Below are 22,452 nucleotides of genomic sequence, written 5' to 3'. Positions count from 1 at the left end.
AGGAAGCAGGAGGTAGAGCAGTGGCCATCACCGAAGAGAGACTTTCCGGCGGAGACGAGCTCCGCACGAGCGAGGGCCGGATCCTCACGATCACGGGTCCCGTCATCGAGGTCGAGTTCCCGCCGGGCCAGCTGCCCGAGATCGGATACGCGCTCGTCGTGGATCGCACGATCGCCGGCAAGACCGACGTCATCACGGCCGAGGTCAGCCAGCACATCGGTGAGAGCACGGTCAAGGCGATCTGCATGAAGGCCACCGACGGCCTCGTGCGCGGCGCCAGGGTGACCAACACCGGACAGCCCATCACCGTCCCGGTGGGCCCGGCCACCTTGGGCCACGTCTACAACGTCCTCGGCGAGCCCGTCGACGAGTCCACGATCCCAGACGACGTCGAGCGCTGGCCGATCCACCGTCAGGCGCCGGACTTCGAGGACCTCGAGCCGCAGACCGAGATGTTCGAGACCGGCATCAAGGTCATCGACCTCCTCGAGCCGTACGTCCAGGGCGGAAAGATCGGGATGTTCGGCGGAGCCGGCGTCGGCAAGACCGTCGTCATCATGGAGATGATCCAGCGCGTCGCTCAGGAGCACGGTGGTGTCTCCGTCTTTGCAGGCGTAGGCGAGCGCACGCGTGAGGGGACCGACCTGTGGCTCGAGATGAAAGAGTCAGGCGTGCTCGAGAAGACCGCTCTCGTGTATGGCCAGATGGACGAGCCTCCGGGCGTGCGCCTGCGGGTTGCGCTGGCCGCGCTGACCATGGCGGAGTACTTCCGCGACCGTGAGCACCAGGATGTGCTCCTCTTCATCGACAACATCTTCCGCTTCGTCCAGGCCGGCTCCGAGGTGTCTACGTTGTTGGGCCGGATGCCGTCGGCCGTCGGTTACCAGCCGACGCTGTCCGAGGAGATGGGCGAGCTGCAGGAGCGGATCACGTCCACCAAGGGCCGCTCGATCACCTCTCTGCAGGCGATCTACGTGCCGGCCGACGACATCACCGACCCCGCCCCACACACCACGTTCGCCCACCTCGACGCGACCACGGTGCTCTCCCGCCAGATCTCCGAGCTGGGCATCTACCCGGCGGTCGACCCGCTGGACTCCACCAGCCGGATCCTGGACCCGCGCTATGTCGGCGACGAGCACTACAACGTGGCATTGACCGTGCAGAGGATCCTGCAGAGGTACAAGGACCTCCAGGACATCATCGCCATCCTCGGGATCGACGAGCTCTCCGAAGAGGACCGCATCACGGTTCAGCGGGCGCGCAAGATCCAGAGGTTCCTCTCGCAGCCGTTCTTCGTCGCGGAGCAGTTCACCGGCATCCCCGGTAAGTACGTGCCGGTCGACGAGACCATCCAATCCTTCAAGGGGCTCGCCGAGGGCGAGTACGACGACCTTCCCGAGCAGGCCTTCTACATGGTGGGTGGCATCGAAGAGGCACAAGCGAAGGCCAAGGAGCTCGCCGACTAGTGGCAACTCCGTTTGCAGTGAGCGTGGTCACGCCCGAGGAGGAGATCTTCTCGGGCGACGCCGAGCTGGTAATCGCGCGGTCGCCCGAGGGCGAGTTCGGGATCATGAACGACCACGTCCCGTTCCTGGCGGCGCTGACGCCGGGGCTCGTGACGATCGTGGCCGGTGGCAGCCGGCACTCGTACATCGTTCCCGGAGGCTTCCTCGAGGCCTCGCGAGACGGGGACGGCTATCACGTGATCGTTCTGGCCGATGACGCCGATGAGGCCGGAGACATCGACGCCGGCGAAGCGCGCCGGCGCATCCAAGAGGCACAGCGACGGAGAGACGAGGACGTAGACGAGCGAGCCGAGGCCGGTATGCGCGCGGCGCTGGCTCGACCCGAGTTGGGCCGCGACTAGACACAAAGCGAACGGGGGGGAAGCGGTTGAGCGATCAGCCGGCCAATCTGCGCAACCGCGTCTTCTGTTCCTCGTGCGGTCGTTCGGACCAGCGGCGCCACGGGTCCATCCCGCTGGGCTGGCAGGAGATGCCAGATGCGAACGGACGTCACCTTGCCCTGTGTCCCGAGTGCGTGCGCCGGAACCTGTGGCTGATCGAGGCTCGCCTCGACATCGACCCGAGTTCGGGTTTCTAGCCGCTTCCGCAGGGGAATAGAAGTTCACCCGAAAATTCGGCCACCCCCCTAGATTTTTTTCCGGACATACCCCACCATTTCCGCCAGGGGTCGACATTCAGGGTGCAGGTGGGCCGCTGCAGGTAGCGAATCGTGTGGTCGGGCGTCTGCGGAGACACCCGGAGGGAGTTCGCGGAGCCCGCCGAGTGGACGCTGCGAGATGAGTCCGCGTCACGCGAGAGGTGTTCGATGGCGTCGCGCTCTAGCGCCGGGTTGGCCGCGGGTGGCCGCGTTCCCACGGCGCTGCACGCTGCGCCGGAGCGCGTCGTGACGAAGGGGTCCGCCACGTCTTCATCAGTGAGTCATAGGTCCTCGCCGCCGTTGCTCGGCCGAGAGCGGGAGCTCGCCGCGCTTAGCGCCGGGCTCGAAGACGCCCTCGCCGGACGAGGGCGCGTCTTCACCCTCGTCGGTGACGCAGGTATGGGCAAGACCAGCCTGGCCGAGTGGCTCTCCGACAGGGCCGCTGAGAGGGCCGCCGCCGTGCTGTGGGGACGTTGCTGGGAGGCCATCGACACACCGCCGTTCTGGCCCTGGGCGCAGGTGGTCCGACAGATGGTGACCGAGCTTGGCCGTCCGGACGTTGTCGACCCAAGTGGGGGTGGCCGCCTCCTCCCGGAGATCCCGGCTCCTACGCCTGGACAGCAGGACGGCAGCCGCCTCGCGGAGTTCGATTCCCTCACGAGGTTCATGAAGGATGTCGCCGACCGCCGGCCGCTGGTGCTGATGCTCGAGGACCTCCACGCCGCGGACGACTCGTCTCTTCTGATGTTGCAGTTCTTCGGGCGGGAGATCCGTGACAGTCGCATCATGGTCGCGGCCACCTACGACGAGGCCGCGGCCCGCCGCAGAGGCACGCACGCTCGGATCCTCTCGGACATCGGTCGCGAGGGGCACCACATCTCGCTCTCGGGTCTGGGCGAGCGAGCCGTCGCGGAGCTCTATGAGGCGATCGCGGGGGAGGAGGCGCCGCCCGCTATCGCCCATGCTGTCTTCCGCGCCAGCGAAGGCAACCCTCTCTTCGTGGCCGAGGCGACCAAGATGTTGACGGCGAAAGGCGATATCCACCGGCCCGACTACTCGGTCGGCTTCCGGGTGCCGAGTGGGGTCGGCGACATGATCCGGCGGCGACTGGAAACCCTGTCGCAGGAAACCGGCGCCGTTCTCAGCATCGCCTCCGTTCTGGGGCGCGAGTTCGAGGTGGGCGTCCTCCAGAGGATGTGCGATCTCGACGTCGATGAGGTTTTGGACCTCGTCACGGAAGGGGTCGATCAAGACGTTGTCGAGGAAGCGGGCGCGCTCGGGCGCTACCGGTTCTCCCACATCTTGATCCGCGAGACGCTGTACGAGGATCTCACCGCGGCCAAGCGGATGCGCCTGCACCGGCGCGCCGCCGAGGTGTTGGAGGACATGTACGAGGGGAACCTCGAGGCCCGGCTCGCGGAGCTGGCGCACCACTGGTTCAAGGCGGCCCAGGCGGGCGACAGCAAAAAGACGATGGAGTACGCGACCCGGGCCGCGCAGGAAGCGACCGCGCACCTCGCTTTCGAGGAGGGCGCGCGGCTCTACCAGCGTGCTCTAAAGGCCGCAGACATGGCGGCGGTGGCTCCCGCGGTGCGCAAGGACCTGGAGGCGTTGCTCGCGGCGGCTCAGGCCAAGGTCGGAGAGGCGTCCGCGGGCACCGCTCCTGCCGCGCAGTCGGAGGACCGGTTCGAGCGTGAGGGGGACTTCTGGACCGTGACCTACCACGGCACCACGTCGCGTCTGAAGGACAGCAAAGGACTTCGCTTCCTCGCGCACCTCCTACGTAACCCGGGGGCGGAGATCCACGTCCTCGACCTCGTCGCCCAGGTCGAGGGTCAACAGCGAGACGCGGCGACCGTCGATCGGGCCGTGCCACTGGACTCGGACGGACTGGGGGACGCCGGCGATGTCCTCGATCCCGCCGCGAAGGCCGCGTACAAGCGGCGGCTGGACGAGCTGCAGGAGGAGATCGAAGAGGCCGAGGCTTTCAACGATCCCGCTCGGGCCGAGCGGCTGCAGGACGAGAAAGACGCGCTGATCCAGCAGCTGGCCGGTGCGGTCGGTCTCGGGGGGCGGGACCGGAAAGCCGCCTCGGTGGCCGAGCGGGCCCGGGTCAGCGTGACGAAGACGATCAAAGACGCCCTGAAGAAGATCGCCGAGAACGACCAGGCGTTGGGGGCCCACCTCGGCTCGACGATCCGCACCGGAACCTACTGCTCGTACACGCCCGACCCCCGCGTCCCTGCGATCTGGCAGTTGTGAGGGTTACGCCCGTGCGGTCGTTTCTCACGCTTCCTGACCATGAGTACCTTTCGGCGCGAGCAGCAACCCGACCCACGGGGAACGTCGATAGCGGCCGCTCCGACCCATACCAACCGGGCGACTCTCGTGTCTGGTGACCTGACGATGCAAGCGCTCAGGCGCACCGTCGGTTGCTACCTCCTCGAGGAGGAGATCGGCCGCGGCGGCATGGGGGTGGTGTACCGGGCGAGACGCGCTGACACGGGCGAGACGGTCGCCGTGAAGCTGATGCTTCCTGAGATCGCCGCCAACAACCACTTCCGTGCACGCTTCGTGCGAGAGGCGTCGCTGGGGTCGGATCTCGACCACCCGAACATCGTGCCGATATACGACGCCGGCGAGGACGCCGGAAGCCTCTTCATCGCGATGAGGCTCGTTGAAGGACGCGATCTGAAGACGTTGATCGAGGAGGAGGGACCGCTCGATCCGAAGCGGGTCGTCTCCCTCATGCGTCAGGTGGCGGCCGCGCTCGACGCGGCGCATGAATCAGGGCTTGTCCACCACGACGTAAAGCCTCAGAACATCCTGCTCGATGCAGTCGACGGCAATTCCGAGACCGCCTACGTCACCGACTTCGGCCTCGTGAGACCGGCAGGGTCGGAGTCAACGGCCAGTCGTACCGGGCAGGTCTTCGGGAGCATCCAGTACATGGCCCCCGAGCAGGTCGAGGGGATGCCGGTTGATGGGCGAGCCGACGTGTACGCGCTCGGATGCGTCCTGTTCGAGTGCCTGACGGGTCAGATCCCCTTCGACCGCCCGAACGAGGTGGCGGTCCTGTGGGCACACGTGCACGAAGCGCCCGCACGGGTGACGGATATTCGCCCGGAGCTTCCTGGCGGCCTTGACTCTGTCGTCGCGACGGCCCTTGCGAAGCGGCCGGAGGATCGGTTCCTCACCTGCGGCGAGCTGGTCGAGGAACTGGAGAAAGGCGTCGACCGCAAGCACCGCCCCGTTGTCATGCCGATCGTGCGTCCGCTTGTGAAACGGATCCCACGCGCAAAGACCGAACGCGAGGTATGGGCGCCGAACTACTTCCCAGAGCTCTCCCGCATCAAGAAGGTCTCGAACAAGGTCAACTGGATCCAGGTCGCCGGGGTGACCTCGATCCTGTGCCTTCTCGCGGCGGCGCTGGTGCAGTTCGCTCATCCTCGTGGTGTTCGAGGTGCGGTGACGGACGTTGCTGCCGCGGTCGGAACCGAGATCCTGGATGCGGGCGTCAAGGTGAGCTCTGCGTTCACGAAGGAGGATCCGGCTCAGGCGGCGATCGGAGGAACGACCGCCGACGCGCGCGGGGACAGAGGTCGCACGGCCTCGGCTGCTTCAGGTGAGCCCGCGCTGCGCGCCTCCGCGGGACCGCGTTCCGCAGGGTCAGGTGCTGCAACGTCCGACAAGGAAGGGGCTGATTCGCTCGCGCGGCCCTCGGGCGACTCGGGGTCAACCGATTCGGACGAGCGGGCTGAGACGTCGGTACGACAGCCCCGCTCCGGAACGTACGTATTCGAACAGACCGGCCACGAAGCGATCTGTCCAGAGGACGCGGGATGTACGGAGGGCGCTGACCTACCCGAGACTCAGGAGGTTCGGATCAGTTCGGTGTCGTCGACAAGCCCCACCGAAGCCGTCAACACCGTGGAGGTCTCACCACGATTCAGCGTCACGTCGCGGCTCACCTACAGCGGCGGCCGGGTTGGGTTGCTGGAGTCCGTGATGTCGTTCTCTACCAGCGATGGTGCCTATACGGTGCGGCTTCGGCCGCGTCCATCCACGGATCTTTTGCTCTTGCCGCTGAAGCCGCAGCGCCGGTGGGAGGGATCTTGGACCAGTTCGCCCGTCGAGGGCCGTTACTTCGGAAAGGTCCTCGGTCGCGGACGTACCAGGGTCGGGAGCGAGATCGTCCGGACGGTGCAGGTCAAGAACGTTGTGCGATGGGGCGGGAGCCACGCAGGCGTTCTCGAGACGGTCTCCCACATAGACCCAGAAACGCTCCTGGCGGTCGAAACGACCGGATACGTTCGTTCCACAACGGGTGAAGAAGGTGTCTCCTATGAGGCTAACTTCCGAACTCTTCTCACTCGCGGGCCGGGGTACCGAGATTGACCAGAGGGGGCAGGAGAGGCGTGGAGCGCAGGAGAACCACCACTTCGGGGATCTGCCATGACGAAGGGGCGATCGTGAGCACGACCGGTAGTCGTTCGAGGTTCGCCGCGACGGCGGCGTTCGTGCTCGTCGTGTTGCTTCCCGGGCTGGCTCAGGCCCAGCTGCCGTCGGCTGCGGGCGGACTGGGCAACAACCTCGAGTGGGTGAAAACCGTCGTCATCGACACCGTTCCTACCCAGGTCCCCGGTTACGCGAGCGTCTTCGGTGACACGCTCTTCCTCAGTGACGGGGTCCAGGGCGTCAACATCTATGACGTGTCGGACCCGTTGAACCCGCTCCTGGTGGCGGAGCTGAACACGCCGGGGCCGAGCTTTTACCCGGATCAGGTGGGTGCTTACATCACCTACGGGAGATACACAACCAACGGGAAGATCCTGCTGCAGGCTGGCTACGACGAAGACTCCCGGTATTTTCCGGGGGAGGAGGCGACGATGACGCTCTACGTCTTCGATGTCTCGGATCCCGCCAATCCCCAGCGTCTCGGGAAGCTCACGCGGAAGCTCGCGCATCATTACGGGGGCGCCTTCTGCATCCTCGATTGCAAGTGGGCCTATGACAGGGGTGGCGGGATAATCGATCTGCGCGACCCGAGCGCACCGAAGCCCGCCGGCAACTGGCTGAAAGGCTTGCGCTTTCACAGCGCGCACTTCACCAAGGGACCGGCAGCGACCGACATCGTCGAGATAGCGCGCGGCGTTGTTGCCACCGGGACGGTTCCCATGTATGTCCTAGACGTCAGCCGCCCGACGAAGCCGCGGGTCTTGGCCCGCTCGGATGGGTCGCCTTCCACCCGAGGAAGCATCGCGTGGCCGGATTTCGCTGCTGGCGGGCCCCTGTTGACCTCCAACGTCGGGGGTATCGGCGCCGGACGTGAGCACTGCGGCGTGGCGGCAGAGGATGAGGGCAGCTCGAAGGACAGCTTGTTCGCTACCTGGGACGGCAGCCACTGGCGGAAATCGAACCTCTTGACTCGCGTCGATCAGTACCGCCCCCGGAATGGCACGTACACGGATGGTGATCCCGCAGTGAGCGGATCGAATATCGCATACGGCGGAGGTTGCGCCGTGGGGTACTTCCACGTCCGGCGGTCGCGAGGCGGAACCTACTTGGCTGCGGTCGCGACGCGCGGGCATGGCATGAAACTCCTGGAGGTCGACCGCGCCGGTCGCATCAGCCAACACGGGTGGTTCCTTCCGCACGGAGGCAGCACCCTGAACTCCGTCTGGGTGACGGATCGCGTGATCTACACCATCGATTCTCACAGGGGGATCGACATCCTGCGCTACACCGGTGATCTGTAGCGGGGCGCTTGCCCACGCGTTCCGGGGCCAACTCCCGCCCACGATCAGAGCGGATACGACCGTATCGACCTGGCTGGCGCGGTCTAGCGACCGCGACCCGCCTCCCGCGTCATGATTCAGTGTGCTTCAGCGCGATGACGGCTGCTTCGAGCCGGAACCGTTCTAGCTGCTCTCGCTGTCGCTCGCCTCGTTCGATCAGCGTTGCGAGGTCGATGTCTGATAGCTCTGGGTGATCGTCCCGGACCCGCTCGAGAGAGCGCCACAGCGAGACCTTGCCTTCCACCGCGAGAGCCAGGCCTTCGATCTCTAGCAGCCTGCTGAGATCGGAGTACCCGGTTACCTGTCCGTTGAGCTTGAACCGGCCTGCCTTCTCCGCGATCCACGCTGCCATCTGCTTGATGCGATCGGGCTTGGCGTCGATCGCATCGAGAACCTTCAGAAGCACTCGTTGATCCTCTTCGAGCTCGGCGATGAACTGCGACAGGTAGTCGCCGAGCGGCGTTCCTTGATTGTTCTTGAGGCTTCTCTTCGCGAGCTCGTCGCCGGCGACGGACCCCGCGTAGTGATCGTTCAAGTAGATGCGCAGCAACTTGTTGGTTTCCATGAACGATGTCATGCCCACGAATGAACGTTCTCAACTTGTTTCTTCTGTGTTTAATGGGTAAACAGTTGCTTGTATCTCTGAACTTCACGGAAAGGGGAGGGCATGGCTGAAGACAGAGGTCTCATCGATACAGCGCGCGAGACCGTAGCGAACGTCGCCGAGACCGCGGGCGGGGTCGTGAGCACGGTGGCAGAGGTCACTGCCGATGTCGTTCGCCCCAGTGACAGCGGAGATGCGTCCGGCGCGAGCGCAGGCGGTTCCTCGGGCGGCGATTCGTCGTCTGGATCGGGCGGCTCTGGAGGATCCGGCGGTTCCGGCGGTTCCCGGGGCGGGACGTCCAGCGCGAAGAAGTCCAGCGGCCGCGGCTCGTCGTCGAAGTCGTCTTCGGGCCGGAGTAAGTCGAGCGCAAAGAAGTCCACCGGCAGGAAGTCGACGGCGAAGAAGTCGACGGCGAAGAAGTCGACGGCGAAGAAGTCGACCGGCCGCAAGTCCACGGCCAAGAAGTCCACCGGCCGCAAGTCGACCGGCGCAAAGAAGTCCACCGGCCGCAAGTCGACAGCCAAGAAGTCCACGGGCCGCAAGTCCACCGGCGCAAAGAAGTCCACCGGCCGCAAGTCGACGGCCAAGAAGTCCACGGGCCGCAAGTCGACCGCCAAGAAGAGCACCGGGCGCAAGACGACTTCGAAGTCCACGGGTGGAAGGTCCGGAGCCAAAAAGAGCACCGGCCGCAAGTCCACCGGCGCGAAGAAGAGCACCGGGCGCAAGACGACCTCGAGGTCCACGGGCGGCAGGTCGACCCCGAAGAAGGCCACCGGCCGCGCCTCCTCGGGCGCCAAGAAGACCGCACGCAGGGGCGGAAGCGCGGCGCGCAAGACGACGCGGGGTGCAGCCGCAGGCGCTCGTTCCGCGTCGCGCGGCACCCGCTCGACGGCGAAGAAGGCGACCGGAAGGGCGAAGAGCACGGCCAAGAACACCGGCAGGAAGTCCAACCGCTCGCGGTAACCACGCAGAGAGATCCACAGGCGGCTCCTCCGGGGGCCGCCTTTTTCGCGGGCGCCGTAGCCGTAACTAGGATGGCTGGATGAGGCATTACGTGCTGCGCGGCCCCCACGCGCTGACCGGTGACGTGCGCATCAGCGGTGCCAAGAACTCGGCTCTGAAGATGATGGCGGCGGCCCTCCTCGTACCGGCCGAGGTGACGCTCGGGAGGGTTCCCAGGATCACCGACGTCTTCTTGATGGCCGAGGTGTTGGAGCGTCTTGGCGCGTCGGTCGTCTTCGACGGGAACGACGTGAGGATCGACGCCTCCGGCGACCTCCTCGAGGAGACGCCGTACGACCTCGTGACGAAGATGAGAGCGTCGATCCAGGTGCTCGGCCCCCTGCTCGCCCGGCTCGGCAGAGCGAGGGTCGCGATGCCCGGCGGTGACGCCATCGGGTCGCGTCCGATCGACATGCACCTGCAGGGCTTGGAGCGTATGGGCGCGAAGTTCACCTCGCAACACGGCTACGTCGAAGGTGTAGCCGACCGCCTGCGCGGCACGCGCGTGCTGCTCGAGTTCCCGTCGGTCGGCGCGACCGAGAACCTGATCATGGCCGCCGTCACCGCGGAGGGAACGTCGCAGATCGAGAACGCGGCGCGTGAGCCCGAGATCCAGGACCTGGCGAAGTTCCTCAACGGTTGTGGTGCGCGGATCACGGGCGTGGGCACGCCGACGCTCAACATCGAGGGGGTCGAGCAGCTGGGTTCGTCTCAACACGAGGTGGTGCCCGACCGCATCGAGGCGGGGACGTTCGCCATCGGCGCCGCGGCCACGCGCGGAGACGTCCGATTGCTGGACGTCCGTCCGGACCATCTCGAGTTGCCGTTGCAGAAGCTCACCGATGCCGGCGCCGAGGTGAGCTGCGGCGAGGGAGAGGTGCGGGTTTCGATGTCGCGGCGGCCCAGCGCGATCGACATGGTGACGCTTCCATATCCGGGCTTCCCGACGGACCTGCAGCCTCCGATGATGGTCCTGCTGGCGCAGGCGGACGGCTCTTCGATCCTGACTGAGAACGTCTTCGAGGCTCGCTTCTTGTTCGTGGACGAGTTGAACCGGATGGGCTCGCAGATCCGGGTCGAGGGCCACCACGCGGTCATCCGCGGTGTCGAGAGGCTCTCAGGTGCACCCGTCCGCGCGCCCGACATCCGCGCCGGCGCGGCCCTCGTCCTCGGCGGCCTCTGCGCGGAGGGTGAGACGCAGGTTTACGACGTCGGCCACATCGCGCGCGGGTACGAAGACTTCGTCTCGAAGCTCAGCGCGCTCGGCGCCGACCTCACCCTCGTTCAGGAGAACGCGTGACCGACGGCCCGAGCTTCCGCATCGTCGGAGCATTGTTGAAGTGGCTGGGTCTCAGCGGGCTCGTGATGGGAGGCCTGGGCACCGGATACGCGATCATGACCGCGGTCCAGACGCAGACGGGCTGGGGGCTCAGCACGTTGGAGCGGTGCTGCATGACCGACGATCTAAACAAGGCGGCGTTGGCGCTGCTGCTCGGCAGCATGTTCTTCGTCCTCGCGGGCGCGGGGCTCGTGCTCATCTCCCGTCCGCTGATCCGCTTCCGCGGCTCGATCGGCAAGGTGAGGTGGCCGACGTGGGTCGCCCGCTCGCTCTACGTCTACAGCGCGTGCAGCATCGCCCTCGCGATCATCTTTCTGATGGAGCTTCGCGGCGTCCCGGCGCAGTGGCTAGCCGGTCTCGTCTCCTACTGCGTCTTGGTCGGGATCGGGCTGTTGATCGCGTCGTGGGGGCTGAAGCGGTTCGCAGACACGGGCTGAGTCGCGTGAGACGCGCCGCCGCGACGGTGGCCATCCTGACGCTGTCGTTCGTGCAGGCACCGTCGGTGGCGAAGCCGCGCGCCGAGAAGCTGGGCGCGGCGGTAGCCCCGCTCAGGCTCGTCCCGACCGGCTCCGAGCCGTTGTCGGTGGAGGGGCTTCATCGCTATCACGGGTCGCTCGAGCTGGACGCGGCCAGCGACGGCCTGGTCGTCTCCAACCGGCTGTCGCTCGAGAGCTACCTCTTGGGCCTCGCGGAGGTTCCTTCCACCTGGCCTGCAGAAGCCCTCAAGGCGCAAGCCGTCGCGGCGCGGACGTACGCGCTTTACACGTTGGCGCAGCCGCGGGGTGGCAGCGCGGCCATCTACGACTTCGATATCTGCGCGTCGGTCGAATGTCAGGTGTACACGGGCGCGGACGTGGGGACGCCGCTCCTCGGCGACCGCTGGCACGCCGCGGTCGCATCCACCAAAGGACAAGCCGTTCTCTATCGCGGACAGCCGATCCTCGCCCGGTATCACTCCACCTCTGGCGGCGCCACGCTGGACAACCCACAGGCTTTCCCGGACGAGCCCCCCTACCCGTACCTGCAGGGGGTGCCGAGCCCGGACGAGGAGGCCGCGCCGTTGTTCCGCTGGACCGTGGAGTTCCCGCTTCGTCGCCTCCAGACGATGTTGGAGCGAGGCGGGCTGTACCCGCCTGGTTACGGGAAGCTGATAAAGGTGACGTCGCGCCCGTCTAGTGCGGGCTTCCACTACCCCGATCTAGTCCTGCGCGGCAAGAAGGGCACAGCCGTCGCCACCGCGGAGGAGGTGCGCGACGTGGTTCGCGATCTTGCGCCGCAGATGTTCCCGGCTGCTTACCCGTCACCCGGCCCTACCTCTACCGGTCGGCTTCCAGAGACGCTTCCGTCGAACCGCGTCGATGTCTTCACCACTCGCGGCGTCGTGCGCGTCGTTGGGAGGGGGTGGGGACACGGCGTCGGCATGTCGCAGTGGGGCGCCTATGGGCTAGCGGCTCGCGGCGCCGGCTACGTCGACATCCTGACCCACTACTACACGGGCGTGCAGGTCGGCCCGGTGCGAGATCCTGGTCGCCTCGAGGTCGGCCTCGCGTGGGGGTCGGGTTCCGTCGCCGTGACCGGCGCGTTCGACATCGTGGACGCTCGCGGCCGCACGCTGGTGAACGGCGCGCTCGGCCGTTGGCGTTTCGATTGGTCCGGCACCGGCGTGGTCAGCATCGACCCACCCGCGGGCTACGGGCTTCCGCTCCGCGTGGGGCTGGTGAAGGCGCCGGACGTGGTCGAGGTGGGGGAGCCCGCCTATCTCACCGTCGCGTTGTCCCGGGCTGCCCGCGTCCGGACCGTTACTGCCGCTGCTTCAGGATACGACGATCCCGGAGCGAAGATCGCGCGCGCGGGGAGGCGCAGGATCGTGTGGCTGGCACCGCTCGAGCCCGGCAGGTTCGAGGTGCGGATCGAGGCGACGGCGGCCGGGCGCCGGAGCCGCACCCAGCCGGTGACGATCGAGGTCGCGGCACCGCCACCGATCGACGTCGGCGAGCCGGGAGAGGATCCCGAGGAGGATTCGCGGGTTGGGGACGCGCGGTTCCCGCTCTTGCTGGTCGGAGCGGCGGCGGCCCTCGCGCTCCTAGTTGGTTTCGCCCTCTCGCTATCGGGTCGCCGTAAACTCGGTCGATGAGCTCTGTCATGACGTTGGAGGATCAGGTCCGGGCGGCGCTCGAGCTGATCCGACCGGCGATACAGATGGACGGCGGCGACATCCGGCTGGACAGCGTCGAGGGAGACACGGTCACCGTCCAGCTGCTCGGGACCTGCGAGAGCTGCCCGATCTCGCCGGTCACCCTGAAGCAGGGGGTCGAGAGGATCCTGCGGGAGCGGGTTCCGGGCATCACGCAGGTCATCGCGATCGAAGCCTGAGCGGCTCCGCAGTGGAAACCACCACCCTCATCGAGCGCGCCCTCGAGGGCCACCGCCTCGCCGTCGGTCGCCTCATCTCGCTGGTGGAGGACGGCGGTGCAGATCTGGGGCGCGTGATGCGCGATCTGTATCCGCGCACCGGCGCCGCCTACTCGATCGGCATCACCGGTGCTCCGGGGGCGGGGAAGTCGACGCTGACGGAAAAGCTGATCGCTCGCGCCAGGGAGGACGCCCTGAAGGTCGGTGTCCTTGCGATCGACCCCTCGAGCCCGTTCTCGGGAGGAGCGCTCCTCGGCGACCGCGTCCGGATGCAGAGCCACGCGCTGGACGAAGACGTTTTCATCCGCTCGATGGCGACGAGGGGCCATCTCGGTGGGATCTCCCTCGCCACGCCGGAGGCGGTTCGGGTGCTCGAGGCCTCCGGAAAAGACATCGTCATCATCGAGACCGTAGGGGTGGGACAGGCGGAGGTCGAGATCACCGACGCCTGCGACACGACCTTGGTCGTGGTGAACCCTGGGTGGGGAGACGCGGTGCAGGCCGCGAAAGCCGGATTGATGGAGATCGCCGACATCTTCGTGGTCAACAAGGCCGACCGCAGCGGTGCTCGCGACGCGGTGCGCGAGCTGAAGCAGATGCTGTCTCTGTCCGAGAGCGACTGGAAGCCTCAGATCGTGCAGACGGTCGCCACCAAGGGCGAGGGCATCACCGAGCTCTGGGCGGCGATCGAGAAGCACCGGGCCTACCAGGAAGAGAACGGTTTACTCGCCAGCCGGCGTCGTCGGCGCATCGAGCGAGAGATCAAAGAGATCGTCGCCGAGCGCTTCCGCCGAAAAGTAGAGAGCGACGCCGCCGAGCTTCTATCGCGATTGACGGACGAGGTCGTCTCCCGCCGACTGGACCCGTATTCAGCCGCCGATCAGGTAGCCGCCGCGATCACCGACTAGCGCGGCCGTTCCGCTACTGGCTGCCGGTAAACTCTCGAACATGGCCGACGACCTGCGCAGACGCTGGCGCGAGCGGTACGAGCAAGCGAAGCTGCGAGACGACAAGGACTTCGACACACTCTCCAGTGAGCCGCTCGAGCCGCTGTACGGACCTCCCGATGGCCAGCTCGATCCGGAGATCGGAGTCCCCGGCGAGTACCCGTTCACCCGCGGCATCTACCCCACCGGCTACCGCGGGCGGCTGTGGACGATGCGTCAGTTCGCGGGCTTCGGAACGCCCGAGGACACGAACGAGCGCTTCAAGTTCCTGGTCGACCACGGCCAAACGGGTCTGTCGGTTGCTTTCGACATGCCGACGCTTATGGGGCGTGACTCCGACGACCCGCATTCGCTAGGCGAGGTCGGCCGTTGTGGCGTGGCGGTCGACTCGCTCGCCGACATGGAGATCCTCTTCCAGGATCTCGACCTCGAGCAGATCACGACCTCGATGACGATCTCGGGCCCGGCCCCCATGCTCTTCGCCTTCTATATCGCCGCTGCCGAGAAGCAGGGCGCGACGATCTCGAAGCTGGGGGGAACCTGCCAAACCGACATCTTGAAGGAGTACATCGCGCAGAAGGAGTGGCTCTTCCCGCCCGAGCCGCACCTGCGGATGACGGCCGACATGATGGCGTTCTGCGTCGACGAGGTGCCGAAGTACCACCCGCTTTCCATCTCCGGCTATCACATCCGCGAGGCCGGCTCCACCGCGGTGCAGGAGCTGGCGTTCACCGTTGCGTCCGGTTTCGCGCACGTCGAGCTCGGGCTGCGCCGCGGCCTCGACATCGACGCCTTCGCGCCCGGGCTCTCGTTCTTCTTCAACTCCCACATCGACTTCTTCGAGGAGATCGCCAAGTTCCGCGCCGCCCGCAAGATCTGGGCACGCTGGATGAAGGAGCGGTACGGCGCGAAGAAGGAACGCTCCTGGATGCTGAAGTTCCACACGCAGACCGCCGGTGTCTCGCTGACCGCGCAGCAGCCGTACAACAACGTGGTGCGCACCGCGACCGAGGCACTGGCCGCGGTCCTCGGCGGCACGCAGTCGCTGCACACGAACTCGCTCGACGAGGTCCTTGCCCTCCCCAGCGACGAATCCGTCGAGATCGCGCTCCGCACGCAGCAGGTGATCGCCTACGAGACCGAGGTGACGAACGTGGTCGACCCACTCGGCGGCTCGTGGTTCGTCGAGGAGCTGACGCGACGCACTGAAGAACAGGCGGAGGCTTACTTCGCGAAGATCGACGAGATGGGGCAGGGCTCCATCCTCGACGGCATGCTCTACGGGATCGAGCAGGGCTACTTCCAGAAGGAGATGGCGGACGCCGCCTTCAAGTACCAGCAGCTCCTCGAGCAGGGCAAGAAGGTGATGGTAGGCGTCAACCGCTTCACCAAGACGGTCCAGGAGATGCCCGAGGTCCTCGTCATCTCGCCGGACTTCGAGGAGCGCCAGAAGAAGGCGGTCGCCGAGGTCCGGGCGAACCGGGACGCGAAGAAAGCCGAGGACGCCATGCAGGCGCTGCGCGAGATGGCGCACGACGAGAAGCAGAACTCGATCCCGGTCCTGGTGGAGGCCGCAAAGGCCTATGTAACCCTCGGCGAGATGGTCGAGATCCTGAAACAGGAGTGGGGGGTCTACACCGAGCCCCCGATGTTCTAGCTCGGCCCGCGCTTTTCGACAAAACGTGCGCTTAACGCACGTTTTGTTGTAAAGCTCCGCGGCCGCTACGCTGCTCCTTCAGCTTTTCGCCGCTCGCGCCGACCTCTCGTAGGAGAGCAGAGCAACTTCCTGGGAGTTCGATGGACAAGCTTCAAGCTCAAGCGGTCGCGGCGGGGCCTACCGACGCGTTCCGAACCGTCGCGGAGCGCCACCGCACCGATCTACGGAAGATCCGCGAGCGGAACCGGCAGCGGCGGCTGCGCTACCTCCTCTATCTGAACGTCCTGGTGTTCGCGTGGCTGATGCGCCGCGTGATCGAGGGGCGCCCGCTGCAGTTCGGGCTTCCGGAGCTCGGCCCGGACGCGATGCTGTGGCTCTTCCCGGTCTTGATCCTGGTCATGATGGCGAGCTTTCTGCTCCTGCCGCTGGCGAACGGCCGCTCGCCGCACATCCGCTTCAGCCCGGAGCAGATCGGGATGACCTTTCACGACGTACGTGGGATCGACATCGTCTTGGAAGAGGTTGCTCGGACGCTTCAGATCTTCCTCACCTACAAGACCTTCCGCGACGACCTGGGCGGGAACCCCAGACGCGGCATCCTCTTCGAGGGAGCGCCCGGAACGGGAAAGACCCACCTGGCTAAAGCGATGGCCGCGGAGGCCGGTGTTCCGTTCTTCTTCGTCTCGGCACCGGCATTCCAGAGCATGTGGTTCGGGATGACGGCTTTCAAGATCAGGGCGTTCTTCAAAGCGCTGAAGAAGGCGGCCCGCAAAGAGGGTGGTGCGATCGGCTTCATCGAGGAGATCGACGCCGTTGGCATCTCGCGAGGCGGCGTTCACGCCGCGGCGCCCGACGGAGCGACCCGCTCCCACACGATGGTCGATTCGGGTTCGGGTGGGATGGTGAACGAGCTCCTGATCCAGCTGCAATCCTTCGACGTTCCACCGTTCTGGGGCCGCGTTCGCAACTGGGGCAAGGACATGCTGAACCTGCTCCTGCCCGCCACCCACCAGCTGAAGAAGAAGAAACAGGACTACAGCAATGTGTTGATCATCGGGGCGACGAACCGCGCCGACTCCCTGGATGCCGCACTGCTCCGACCCGGCCGCTTCGATCGCATCCTCTACTTCGATCTGCCGTCGCGCGCGGGGCGCCGTGACCTCGTGGATTACTTCCTCGCCCGCCGCGCGCACGACCCCGAGATGGACACCGACGAGAGACGTAACGAGCTCGCGTCGATGACCCTCGGCTACACCCCGGCGATGCTCGAGCATGTGCTCGACGAAGCGATCGTGTGGGCGATCCGCGACGGCCGCCGCGACATCACGTGGAGAGACATCCAGCGGGCCCGCCTGACCGAAGAGATCGGCCTCGGGCAGCCTGTGGCGTACACCGATCAAGAACGAGAGCTGATAGCGACGCACGAGGCAGGCCACGCCGCCGCCGCTTACCTGTGTAGCAAGGATCGCAAGCTCGAGGTCCTCTCGATCATCAAGCGGCGCTCGGCACTCGGCCTCCTCGCGCACTCCGATGTCGAGGAGCGCTTCACGAAGAAGCGCTCCGAGCTGCTGGCGACGCTGAAGGTGATGCTGGGAGGTATGGCCGCCGAGCAGGTCTTCTTCGGAGAATCGGGAACCGGCCCCTCATCCGACCTCACCGCCGCGACCGCGCTTGCGGCGCAGATGGTCGGCTCCTACGGGATGGGCTCCAGCTTGATCTCCTACGAGGCGGTTCAGGCGGGGCCGCACGGCGGCGCCAACATCGTCGCGAAGGTCATGAGCAACGAGGACTCTCGCCGCGAGGTGGACGAGCTACTTCACGCTCAGAAGGCGGAGGCGATAGCTCTCCTGGAGGAGAACCGGGATCTGGTCGAGGCACTGCGCGACGCGCTGTTGGAGCACGACGAGCTGCTGGGCGACGAGATCCTGACCGTGCTCGAGACGACGCGAGGGAGCCGCAGAACCAGCTGAGTTCGCGGCACGCGGGCTCAGGAGCCGGGGAACTGCGCGGCTTCTCCGTTCGGGCACTGGTCGAACGCGTAGTGGGTCGTGCTCGCGACCGAACGGAACCAGGTCGAGTTCACCTGCCACTTGAACTCGCGGGGGCCGTTGATCGTGCTCCACGGGACGCGCATGATGATCGTGTCGCCGTCGATCAGGAACTGCCCGGGGAGCTTTCTGGCTCCGTCCTTGGCTCCCGCGTACGCCTTCCACCCGTCCTGGTTGCCCTGCGCGGTGAAGCCGTAGGTGTCGTCTCCTCCGGCAGAGATGCCGAAGCCGATCACCATGATCGTGTTCTTGTCCGGCGTTTGCTCCGGCACGTCGCCGTTGAACGTCAGACGCATCTCGAACTCCTCGCCGAGGCCCTGGACGCCCGCTCGTAACAGCTCGGCATAGTCCGGGACGATGGCCCCTTCCTTCTTCGCGTCCGGCTCTGGTTCGTCGACGAACGAAGACCGACGCGCCAGCGTCGGATCGACCGGGCTCGGCGGCCCGTCGGAGGCGAATCCCGTCGGCGCGCCCTGACCGCCGGCCGCCGGTGGAGGTGCTGCGACGCCGCCACCCCCGCCGTTGCCGGAGGCCGGGCCTCCAGCCTCCGTGCCCTTGCCCGAGCCACCGCCCTTCTTTCCGGCGGCGCGGCCCGGCTTCTTGCCCGCCGGACCCTTCTTCTTGTCGTCGTCCTTCTGACCGAGCCGGGTTCCGTCGCCTTGTTCGGGCGGCGCCGGAGGAGAGCTAGAGCAGGCGGCCGCGACCAGCGCCACTGCAGCACACAGCGCGATCAGCGATCTGGTTGTCGTCACAGGCCTCGGCCCCCTCGGAGGATTCGATAACCCAGTATCCCCGCTGCCAGCGCCAACACGATCGCGATGACGGCGCCTGCGGTCTGGAGCGGATCGGCCGCGGGGAGATCCACGACGGTCGGCGACGGCGATGGCGAGGCCGCTGCAAGCCACACCCTCGTCATGGGGCGGCCACGGGCGGCGGCCACGTGGTCCACGAGGTCGTCGCTCCGGGGGGTTTCGTCAAGCCTGCATCCGACAACCGCCCGAGGAGGACGCGCAGGAGCCGCGCGGTCACGCCCCAGATGACATGCCCATGCCAGACCCACGCCTCGGTGGGGTACGTCCGCCCGCGCTCCGAGAACCCGGGCTCTCTGCGGATGTCCTCGACGAGGTCGTCGAGTGGCACCTCGAGCACCTTGGCCACCTCGGCCGGGTTCGGCGACAGCCGTGGGCGCTCGCCGAGGACGCCTACGACGGGCGTGACGACGTACCCGCTGACGAAGGTGGGAGTGTCGTCCAGCTGCCCGACCACGGTGACGGCCGCCGGATCGAGGCCGATCTCTTCGTGCGCTTCCCGCAGTGCTGCATCCGCCGCCGACGCGTCGGTGGCATCGATCGAGCCGCCGGGAAACGAGATCTGGCCCTTGTGCTTCGAGAGGTGCTCACTCCGCACGGTGAAGATCAAGGTCGGCTCCGGCGCGGGATAGAACGGCACCAACACGGCTGCGGCCCGTGCATCGGGGAGGGTGACGGAGGCCGGAGAGTGGTCGGCGAAGGCAGCTCGCAACCGTTGCTCCAACTCGCTAGCCATCGTCAAGGCATCGTAGCCTTCGGTCCTGCTCGGCCATCCCATGCTCGGCGATCCAAAGGAGAACACCGTGGGTGAGTTCGTGAACCTCGAGGTCGCGGGATCGGGAGTTGCAACCTTGCGGCTCGACCGTCCGAAGCTCAATCCTCTCAACCGCCAGGTTGCGACCGAGATCGGCGAGGCGGTGGACGCCGCGGCCGCCGACGACAACGTGCGGGCGCTGGTGGTGTGGGGGGGAGAGCGCGTGTTCGCGGCCGGAGCCGATATCAAAGAGATGGGCGAGCGCGACGCCGTCACGATGTACCGCTACATCGGCTATTTCCAAGACGTCTTCACGCGCCTCGAGAACCTGCCCGTCATCACCATCGCCGCGATCAACGGGTACGCGCTCGGAGGCGGCTGCGAGCTTGCGCTTGCGTGCGACTTCCGGATCTGCGCGGAGGACTCGCAGCTGGGCCAGCCCGAGATCCTCCTCGGCGTGATCCCCGGCGCGGGCGGGACGCAGCGACTCCCGCGCCTGATCGGCTCGGGACGCGCGAAGGACCTCATCTACTCCGGTCGGTTCGTTCCAGCGGCCGAGGCGGTCACGATCGGGCTCGTCAACGAGGTCGTTCCTGCCGCAGAGGTGTACCCGACGGCGGTCCGCTGGGCCGAGCGCTATGCAGCCGGCCCGCGCGTGGCGCTGATGGCCGCGAAGCAGGCGATCCAGAACGGGCTCGAGGTGGACCAGGCGTCGGGGCTCCTGATCGAACGGCAGGCATTCGCCGCGCTCTTCGCGACCGAAGACCAGAAGATCGGCATGACGTCGTTCGTGGAGGAGGGGCCCGGCAAAGCCAAGTTCGTCGGCCGGTAAAAAAAGGGCTTTACCTGACTATCTTCCCTCTGCGAGAGTGACTAGTTACCGCACAGCGGGGTGCGGTTATTCGGTCACCGCACTGCGGGTGCGGAGAAGGAGGAGCATCGGTGCATAGACGCACTATTCGGTCGATCGCGGCCGCGACCCTTGTCATGTTGCTCGTGACGCCGATCGCGGCGGCCCATCCCGACCAGCACGGGACGCCGGACGGGCATCTCACGGGCTCGGGCAGCTGGGGCGACTTCGACCTCGTCAGCAAGGCGACGGTCACCAACGTCAACGACCTCGTCGCCGACGTGGGTGTTGACCCGAGGGGGGAGTACGCCTACCTCGCGAACTGGGGCAGGGCGGATTGTGACGCCAACTCCGAGGCTGGTGGGACGAACAACCCGGATGCTGGTGTCTACGTCGTGGACATCCGCGATCTGGAAAACCCTCAGCAGGTCGGCTTCATCGCGCACTCGCAGGACAGTCGTCCCGGTGAGGGCGTGCAGGTCGTGGACGTCACGACCAAGTTCTTCACCGGCACGATGCTGGTGACGAACAACGAGCAGTGTGGCAAGAACGGCAAGGGCGGCGTCTCGCTCTTCGACGTTAGCGACCCGACGACCCCGAAGAAGCTGTCGGAGCACTTCGGTGACCGCGGCTCCGCCGACACGAACGACATCCACAGCGCCTTCGCGTGGGATGCGGGCGACAATGCGTATGTCGTCGTGGTCGATAACTTCGAGAGCAGCGACGTCGACATCCTCGACATCACGAATCCGAAGCGGCCGCGTCTGATCGCGGAGTACAACCTGAACGCTCTGTCGAGAGCGCAGGGGAACCCGATCGACCAGCCGACGCTCGGTCTCCAGGAGTCGTCACTCCACGACATGACGGTCAAGTTGATCGATGGTCGCTGGATCATGCTGCTGTCGTACTGGGATGGCGGGTATGTGAAGTTCGACGTCACGAACCCCGCGGCGGCGCAGATCCTCGGCGACACCGACTACGCCGCGGTCGACCCCGAGCTGCTGGCGGCAACCGGCACGTCTCTGCCACCGGAGGGCAACGGTCACCAGGCCGAGTTCACCCCCGACAACCGCTTCTTCATCGCGACGGACGAGGACTTTTCGCCCTACCGGTCGATCTTTACGATCGACACGGGCCCGAACGCCGGCGAGTACCAGGCCGGTGAGTTCGGCTTCACCCCACCGGTGCAGACCACCCTCTCGGACGGCAAGCTGAACGGGCCCACCGTCTTTGGCGGTTACGGGTGTCCCGGCGACCGTGACTCGATCCCGGCGGCGACCACGGTCTTCCCGAGCGTCGGAGCGGACGAGGAGCGGATCATCGTGTTCGAGCGCGGGCCGGTCAACGATCCCGACGCGTCCGGCGACGCCTGCTTCTTCTCCGAGAAGATCGAGTCCGGACAGCTCGCCGGCTACGACGCCGTGGTGATCGCGAACCATCACTCCGGCGCGCAAGGGGGGTCGGCCCCCGACGCGCACTTCTGCGGCGGCCAGGGACACGAGTACGAGAAGACCGCTCCTGCAGTGTGCATCGGGCACCGCGCGATGCACCTGCTCTTCGACAGCCCGCTGAGCTACGCCTACCCGGAGGCCTCTCCCGCTGTCGGTGACGTCGGTCAGAGCGTCAGCTTCACGCCCGTCTTCGACGGCTGGGGCTACGTCCACCTGTTCGATGCGAACACGCTGGCGGGCCTGGACACTTATGCCGTCCCCGAGGCGCATCAGGAGTCGAAGGCATTCGGCTTCGGCGACCTTTCTGTCCACGAGGTTGCGACGCACCCGACGAACTCAACCGGCGCGTACCTCGCGTACTACTCGGCCGGGATGCGCTCGATCGAGATCGACTGCACCAACCCCGCCGATACGAGTACGTGCGACCTGGTAGAGACCGGCGGTTATCTCGACCCCAACGGCAACGATTTCTGGGGCGTGGAGACCTTCGTCCGCGATGGGCAGACGTACGTGCTCGGCAGCGACCGCGACAGCGGCCTGTGGATCTTCCGGGACACCCACACACACCCCTGATAGAGGAGACGTTCTAAGACGAGGGCGGGGCGACCCGCCCTC

At 66.5% G+C, this 22,452-nt stretch carries 19 protein-coding genes; 15 read left to right on the top strand and 4 right to left on the bottom strand.

Going from position 1 to position 22,452, the window contains the following annotated elements; genetic code table 11:
- The first annotated feature begins 20 nt into the window (after positions 1-20).
- From atpD to M3N53_02045, 6 genes are all read left to right on the top strand, one after another.
- Positions 21-1,469, top strand: coding sequence for a F0F1 ATP synthase subunit beta (gene atpD, locus M3N53_02070; protein ID MDP9067119.1), 1,449 nt, complete (start codon positions 21-23; stop codon positions 1,467-1,469).
- Positions 1,469-1,870: an ATP synthase F1 subunit epsilon gene (atpC, locus tag M3N53_02065; protein MDP9067118.1), complete on the top strand. Its 402-nt coding sequence runs from the start codon at positions 1,469-1,471 to the stop codon at positions 1,868-1,870. The genes atpD and atpC overlap by 1 nt, the downstream gene beginning before the upstream one ends.
- A 26-nt stretch (positions 1,871-1,896) precedes the next feature.
- Positions 1,897-2,106, top strand: coding sequence for a hypothetical protein (locus M3N53_02060; GenBank protein MDP9067117.1), 210 nt, complete (start codon positions 1,897-1,899; stop codon positions 2,104-2,106).
- Between the two features lie 228 nt (positions 2,107-2,334).
- Positions 2,335-4,428, top strand: a complete 2,094-nt coding sequence (locus M3N53_02055; GenBank protein MDP9067116.1) for an AAA family ATPase — start codon at positions 2,335-2,337, stop codon at positions 4,426-4,428.
- Positions 4,429-4,467: 39 nt separating this feature from the next.
- A complete protein-coding gene (locus tag M3N53_02050) occupies positions 4,468-6,564 on the top strand; it encodes a protein kinase (protein MDP9067115.1) in 2,097 nt (698 codons plus the stop codon).
- Between the two features lie 74 nt (positions 6,565-6,638).
- A complete protein-coding gene (locus tag M3N53_02045; GenBank protein MDP9067114.1) occupies positions 6,639-7,925 on the top strand; it encodes a hypothetical protein in 1,287 nt (428 codons plus the stop codon).
- 109 nt (positions 7,926-8,034) lie between these two features.
- Here M3N53_02045 and M3N53_02040 read toward each other — a convergent pair whose 3' ends face one another.
- Positions 8,035-8,541 (bottom strand): hypothetical protein, encoded by a 507-nt coding sequence (locus M3N53_02040; GenBank protein ID MDP9067113.1) that lies wholly within the window; start codon positions 8,539-8,541, stop codon positions 8,035-8,037.
- Positions 8,542-8,579: 38 nt separating this feature from the next.
- Positions 8,580-9,518: a hypothetical protein gene (locus M3N53_02035; GenBank protein ID MDP9067112.1), complete on the bottom strand. Its 939-nt coding sequence runs from the start codon at positions 9,516-9,518 to the stop codon at positions 8,580-8,582.
- A 92-nt stretch (positions 9,519-9,610) separates the two neighbouring features.
- Here M3N53_02035 and murA point away from each other — a divergent pair, with 92 nt between their 5' ends.
- The 7 genes from murA to M3N53_02000 all read left to right on the top strand — a co-directional run bounded on the left by murA (position 9,611) and on the right by M3N53_02000 (position 17,895).
- Positions 9,611-10,870, top strand: a complete 1,260-nt coding sequence (gene murA, locus M3N53_02030) for a UDP-N-acetylglucosamine 1-carboxyvinyltransferase (GenBank protein MDP9067111.1) — start codon at positions 9,611-9,613, stop codon at positions 10,868-10,870.
- Positions 10,867-11,346 carry a hypothetical protein gene (locus tag M3N53_02025; GenBank protein MDP9067110.1) on the top strand — a complete coding sequence of 160 codons (480 nt, stop codon included), beginning with the start codon at positions 10,867-10,869 and terminating at the stop codon, positions 11,344-11,346. Before murA ends, M3N53_02025 begins: the two co-directional genes overlap by 4 nt.
- Before the next feature lie 5 nt (positions 11,347-11,351).
- The gene (locus M3N53_02020) at positions 11,352-13,043 is read left to right on the top strand and encodes a SpoIID/LytB domain-containing protein (GenBank protein MDP9067109.1); all 1,692 of its coding nucleotides are present in this window, start codon (positions 11,352-11,354) and stop codon (positions 13,041-13,043) included.
- Positions 13,040-13,282 carry a NifU family protein gene (locus M3N53_02015; protein MDP9067108.1) on the top strand — a complete coding sequence of 81 codons (243 nt, stop codon included), beginning with the start codon at positions 13,040-13,042 and terminating at the stop codon, positions 13,280-13,282. The genes M3N53_02020 and M3N53_02015 overlap by 4 nt, the downstream gene beginning before the upstream one ends.
- An 11-nt stretch (positions 13,283-13,293) precedes the next feature.
- Complete coding sequence (gene meaB, locus M3N53_02010; GenBank protein ID MDP9067107.1) at positions 13,294-14,229, top strand: methylmalonyl Co-A mutase-associated GTPase MeaB; 936 nt, start codon at positions 13,294-13,296, stop codon at positions 14,227-14,229.
- Positions 14,230-14,269: 40 nt separating this feature from the next.
- Entirely contained in the window at positions 14,270-15,925 is a 1,656-nt protein-coding gene (locus tag M3N53_02005) for a methylmalonyl-CoA mutase family protein (protein ID MDP9067106.1), read from the top strand.
- A gap of 140 nt (positions 15,926-16,065) precedes the next feature.
- Positions 16,066-17,895, top strand: coding sequence for an AAA family ATPase (locus M3N53_02000; protein MDP9067105.1), 1,830 nt, complete (start codon positions 16,066-16,068; stop codon positions 17,893-17,895).
- Positions 17,896-17,912: 17 nt separating this feature from the next.
- Here the strand turns inward: M3N53_02000 and M3N53_01995 are convergent, their stop codons facing one another.
- Both M3N53_01995 and M3N53_01990 read right to left on the bottom strand, forming a co-directional pair.
- Entirely contained in the window at positions 17,913-18,725 is an 813-nt protein-coding gene (locus M3N53_01995) for a hypothetical protein (GenBank protein MDP9067104.1), read from the bottom strand.
- A gap of 160 nt (positions 18,726-18,885) precedes the next feature.
- Positions 18,886-19,518, bottom strand: coding sequence for a CoA pyrophosphatase (locus M3N53_01990; protein ID MDP9067103.1), 633 nt, complete (start codon positions 19,516-19,518; stop codon positions 18,886-18,888).
- Positions 19,519-19,585: 67 nt separating this feature from the next.
- On the opposite strand from M3N53_01990, the gene M3N53_01985 reads away from it, so the two are divergent.
- Positions 19,586-20,368, top strand: coding sequence for an enoyl-CoA hydratase-related protein (locus tag M3N53_01985; GenBank protein MDP9067102.1), 783 nt, complete (start codon positions 19,586-19,588; stop codon positions 20,366-20,368).
- A gap of 110 nt (positions 20,369-20,478) precedes the next feature.
- Positions 20,479-22,410 (top strand): hypothetical protein, encoded by a 1,932-nt coding sequence (locus tag M3N53_01980; protein MDP9067101.1) that lies wholly within the window; start codon positions 20,479-20,481, stop codon positions 22,408-22,410.
- Positions 22,411-22,452: the final 42 nt, after the last annotated feature.

It is taken from the genome of Actinomycetota bacterium (assembly GCA_030776625.1).
Lineage (GTDB): Bacteria > Actinomycetota > CADDZG01 > CADDZG01 > WHSQ01 > MB1-2.
Note: the sequence above shows the minus strand (reverse complement) of the source record. Positions and strands in the feature narration are given on the sequence as shown.

Excerpts from the sequence above, each read along its gene's own strand:
- M3N53_02050 (MDP9067115.1), top strand. The coding sequence starts at position 4,468 with ATGAGTACCTTTCGGCGCGAGCAGCAACCCGACCCACGGGGAACGTCG.
- M3N53_01990 (MDP9067103.1), bottom strand. The coding sequence starts at position 19,518 with ATGGCTAGCGAGTTGGAGCAACGGTTGCGAGCTGCCTTCGCCGACCAC.
- murA (MDP9067111.1), top strand. The coding sequence starts at position 9,611 with ATGAGGCATTACGTGCTGCGCGGCCCCCACGCGCTGACCGGTGACGTG.
- M3N53_02040 (MDP9067113.1), bottom strand. The coding sequence starts at position 8,541 with ATGACATCGTTCATGGAAACCAACAAGTTGCTGCGCATCTACTTGAAC.
- M3N53_02055 (MDP9067116.1), top strand. The coding sequence starts at position 2,335 with ATGGCGTCGCGCTCTAGCGCCGGGTTGGCCGCGGGTGGCCGCGTTCCC.
- M3N53_02000 (MDP9067105.1), top strand. The coding sequence starts at position 16,066 with ATGGACAAGCTTCAAGCTCAAGCGGTCGCGGCGGGGCCTACCGACGCG.
- M3N53_02015 (MDP9067108.1), top strand. The coding sequence starts at position 13,040 with ATGAGCTCTGTCATGACGTTGGAGGATCAGGTCCGGGCGGCGCTCGAG.
- M3N53_02005 (MDP9067106.1), top strand. The coding sequence starts at position 14,270 with ATGGCCGACGACCTGCGCAGACGCTGGCGCGAGCGGTACGAGCAAGCG.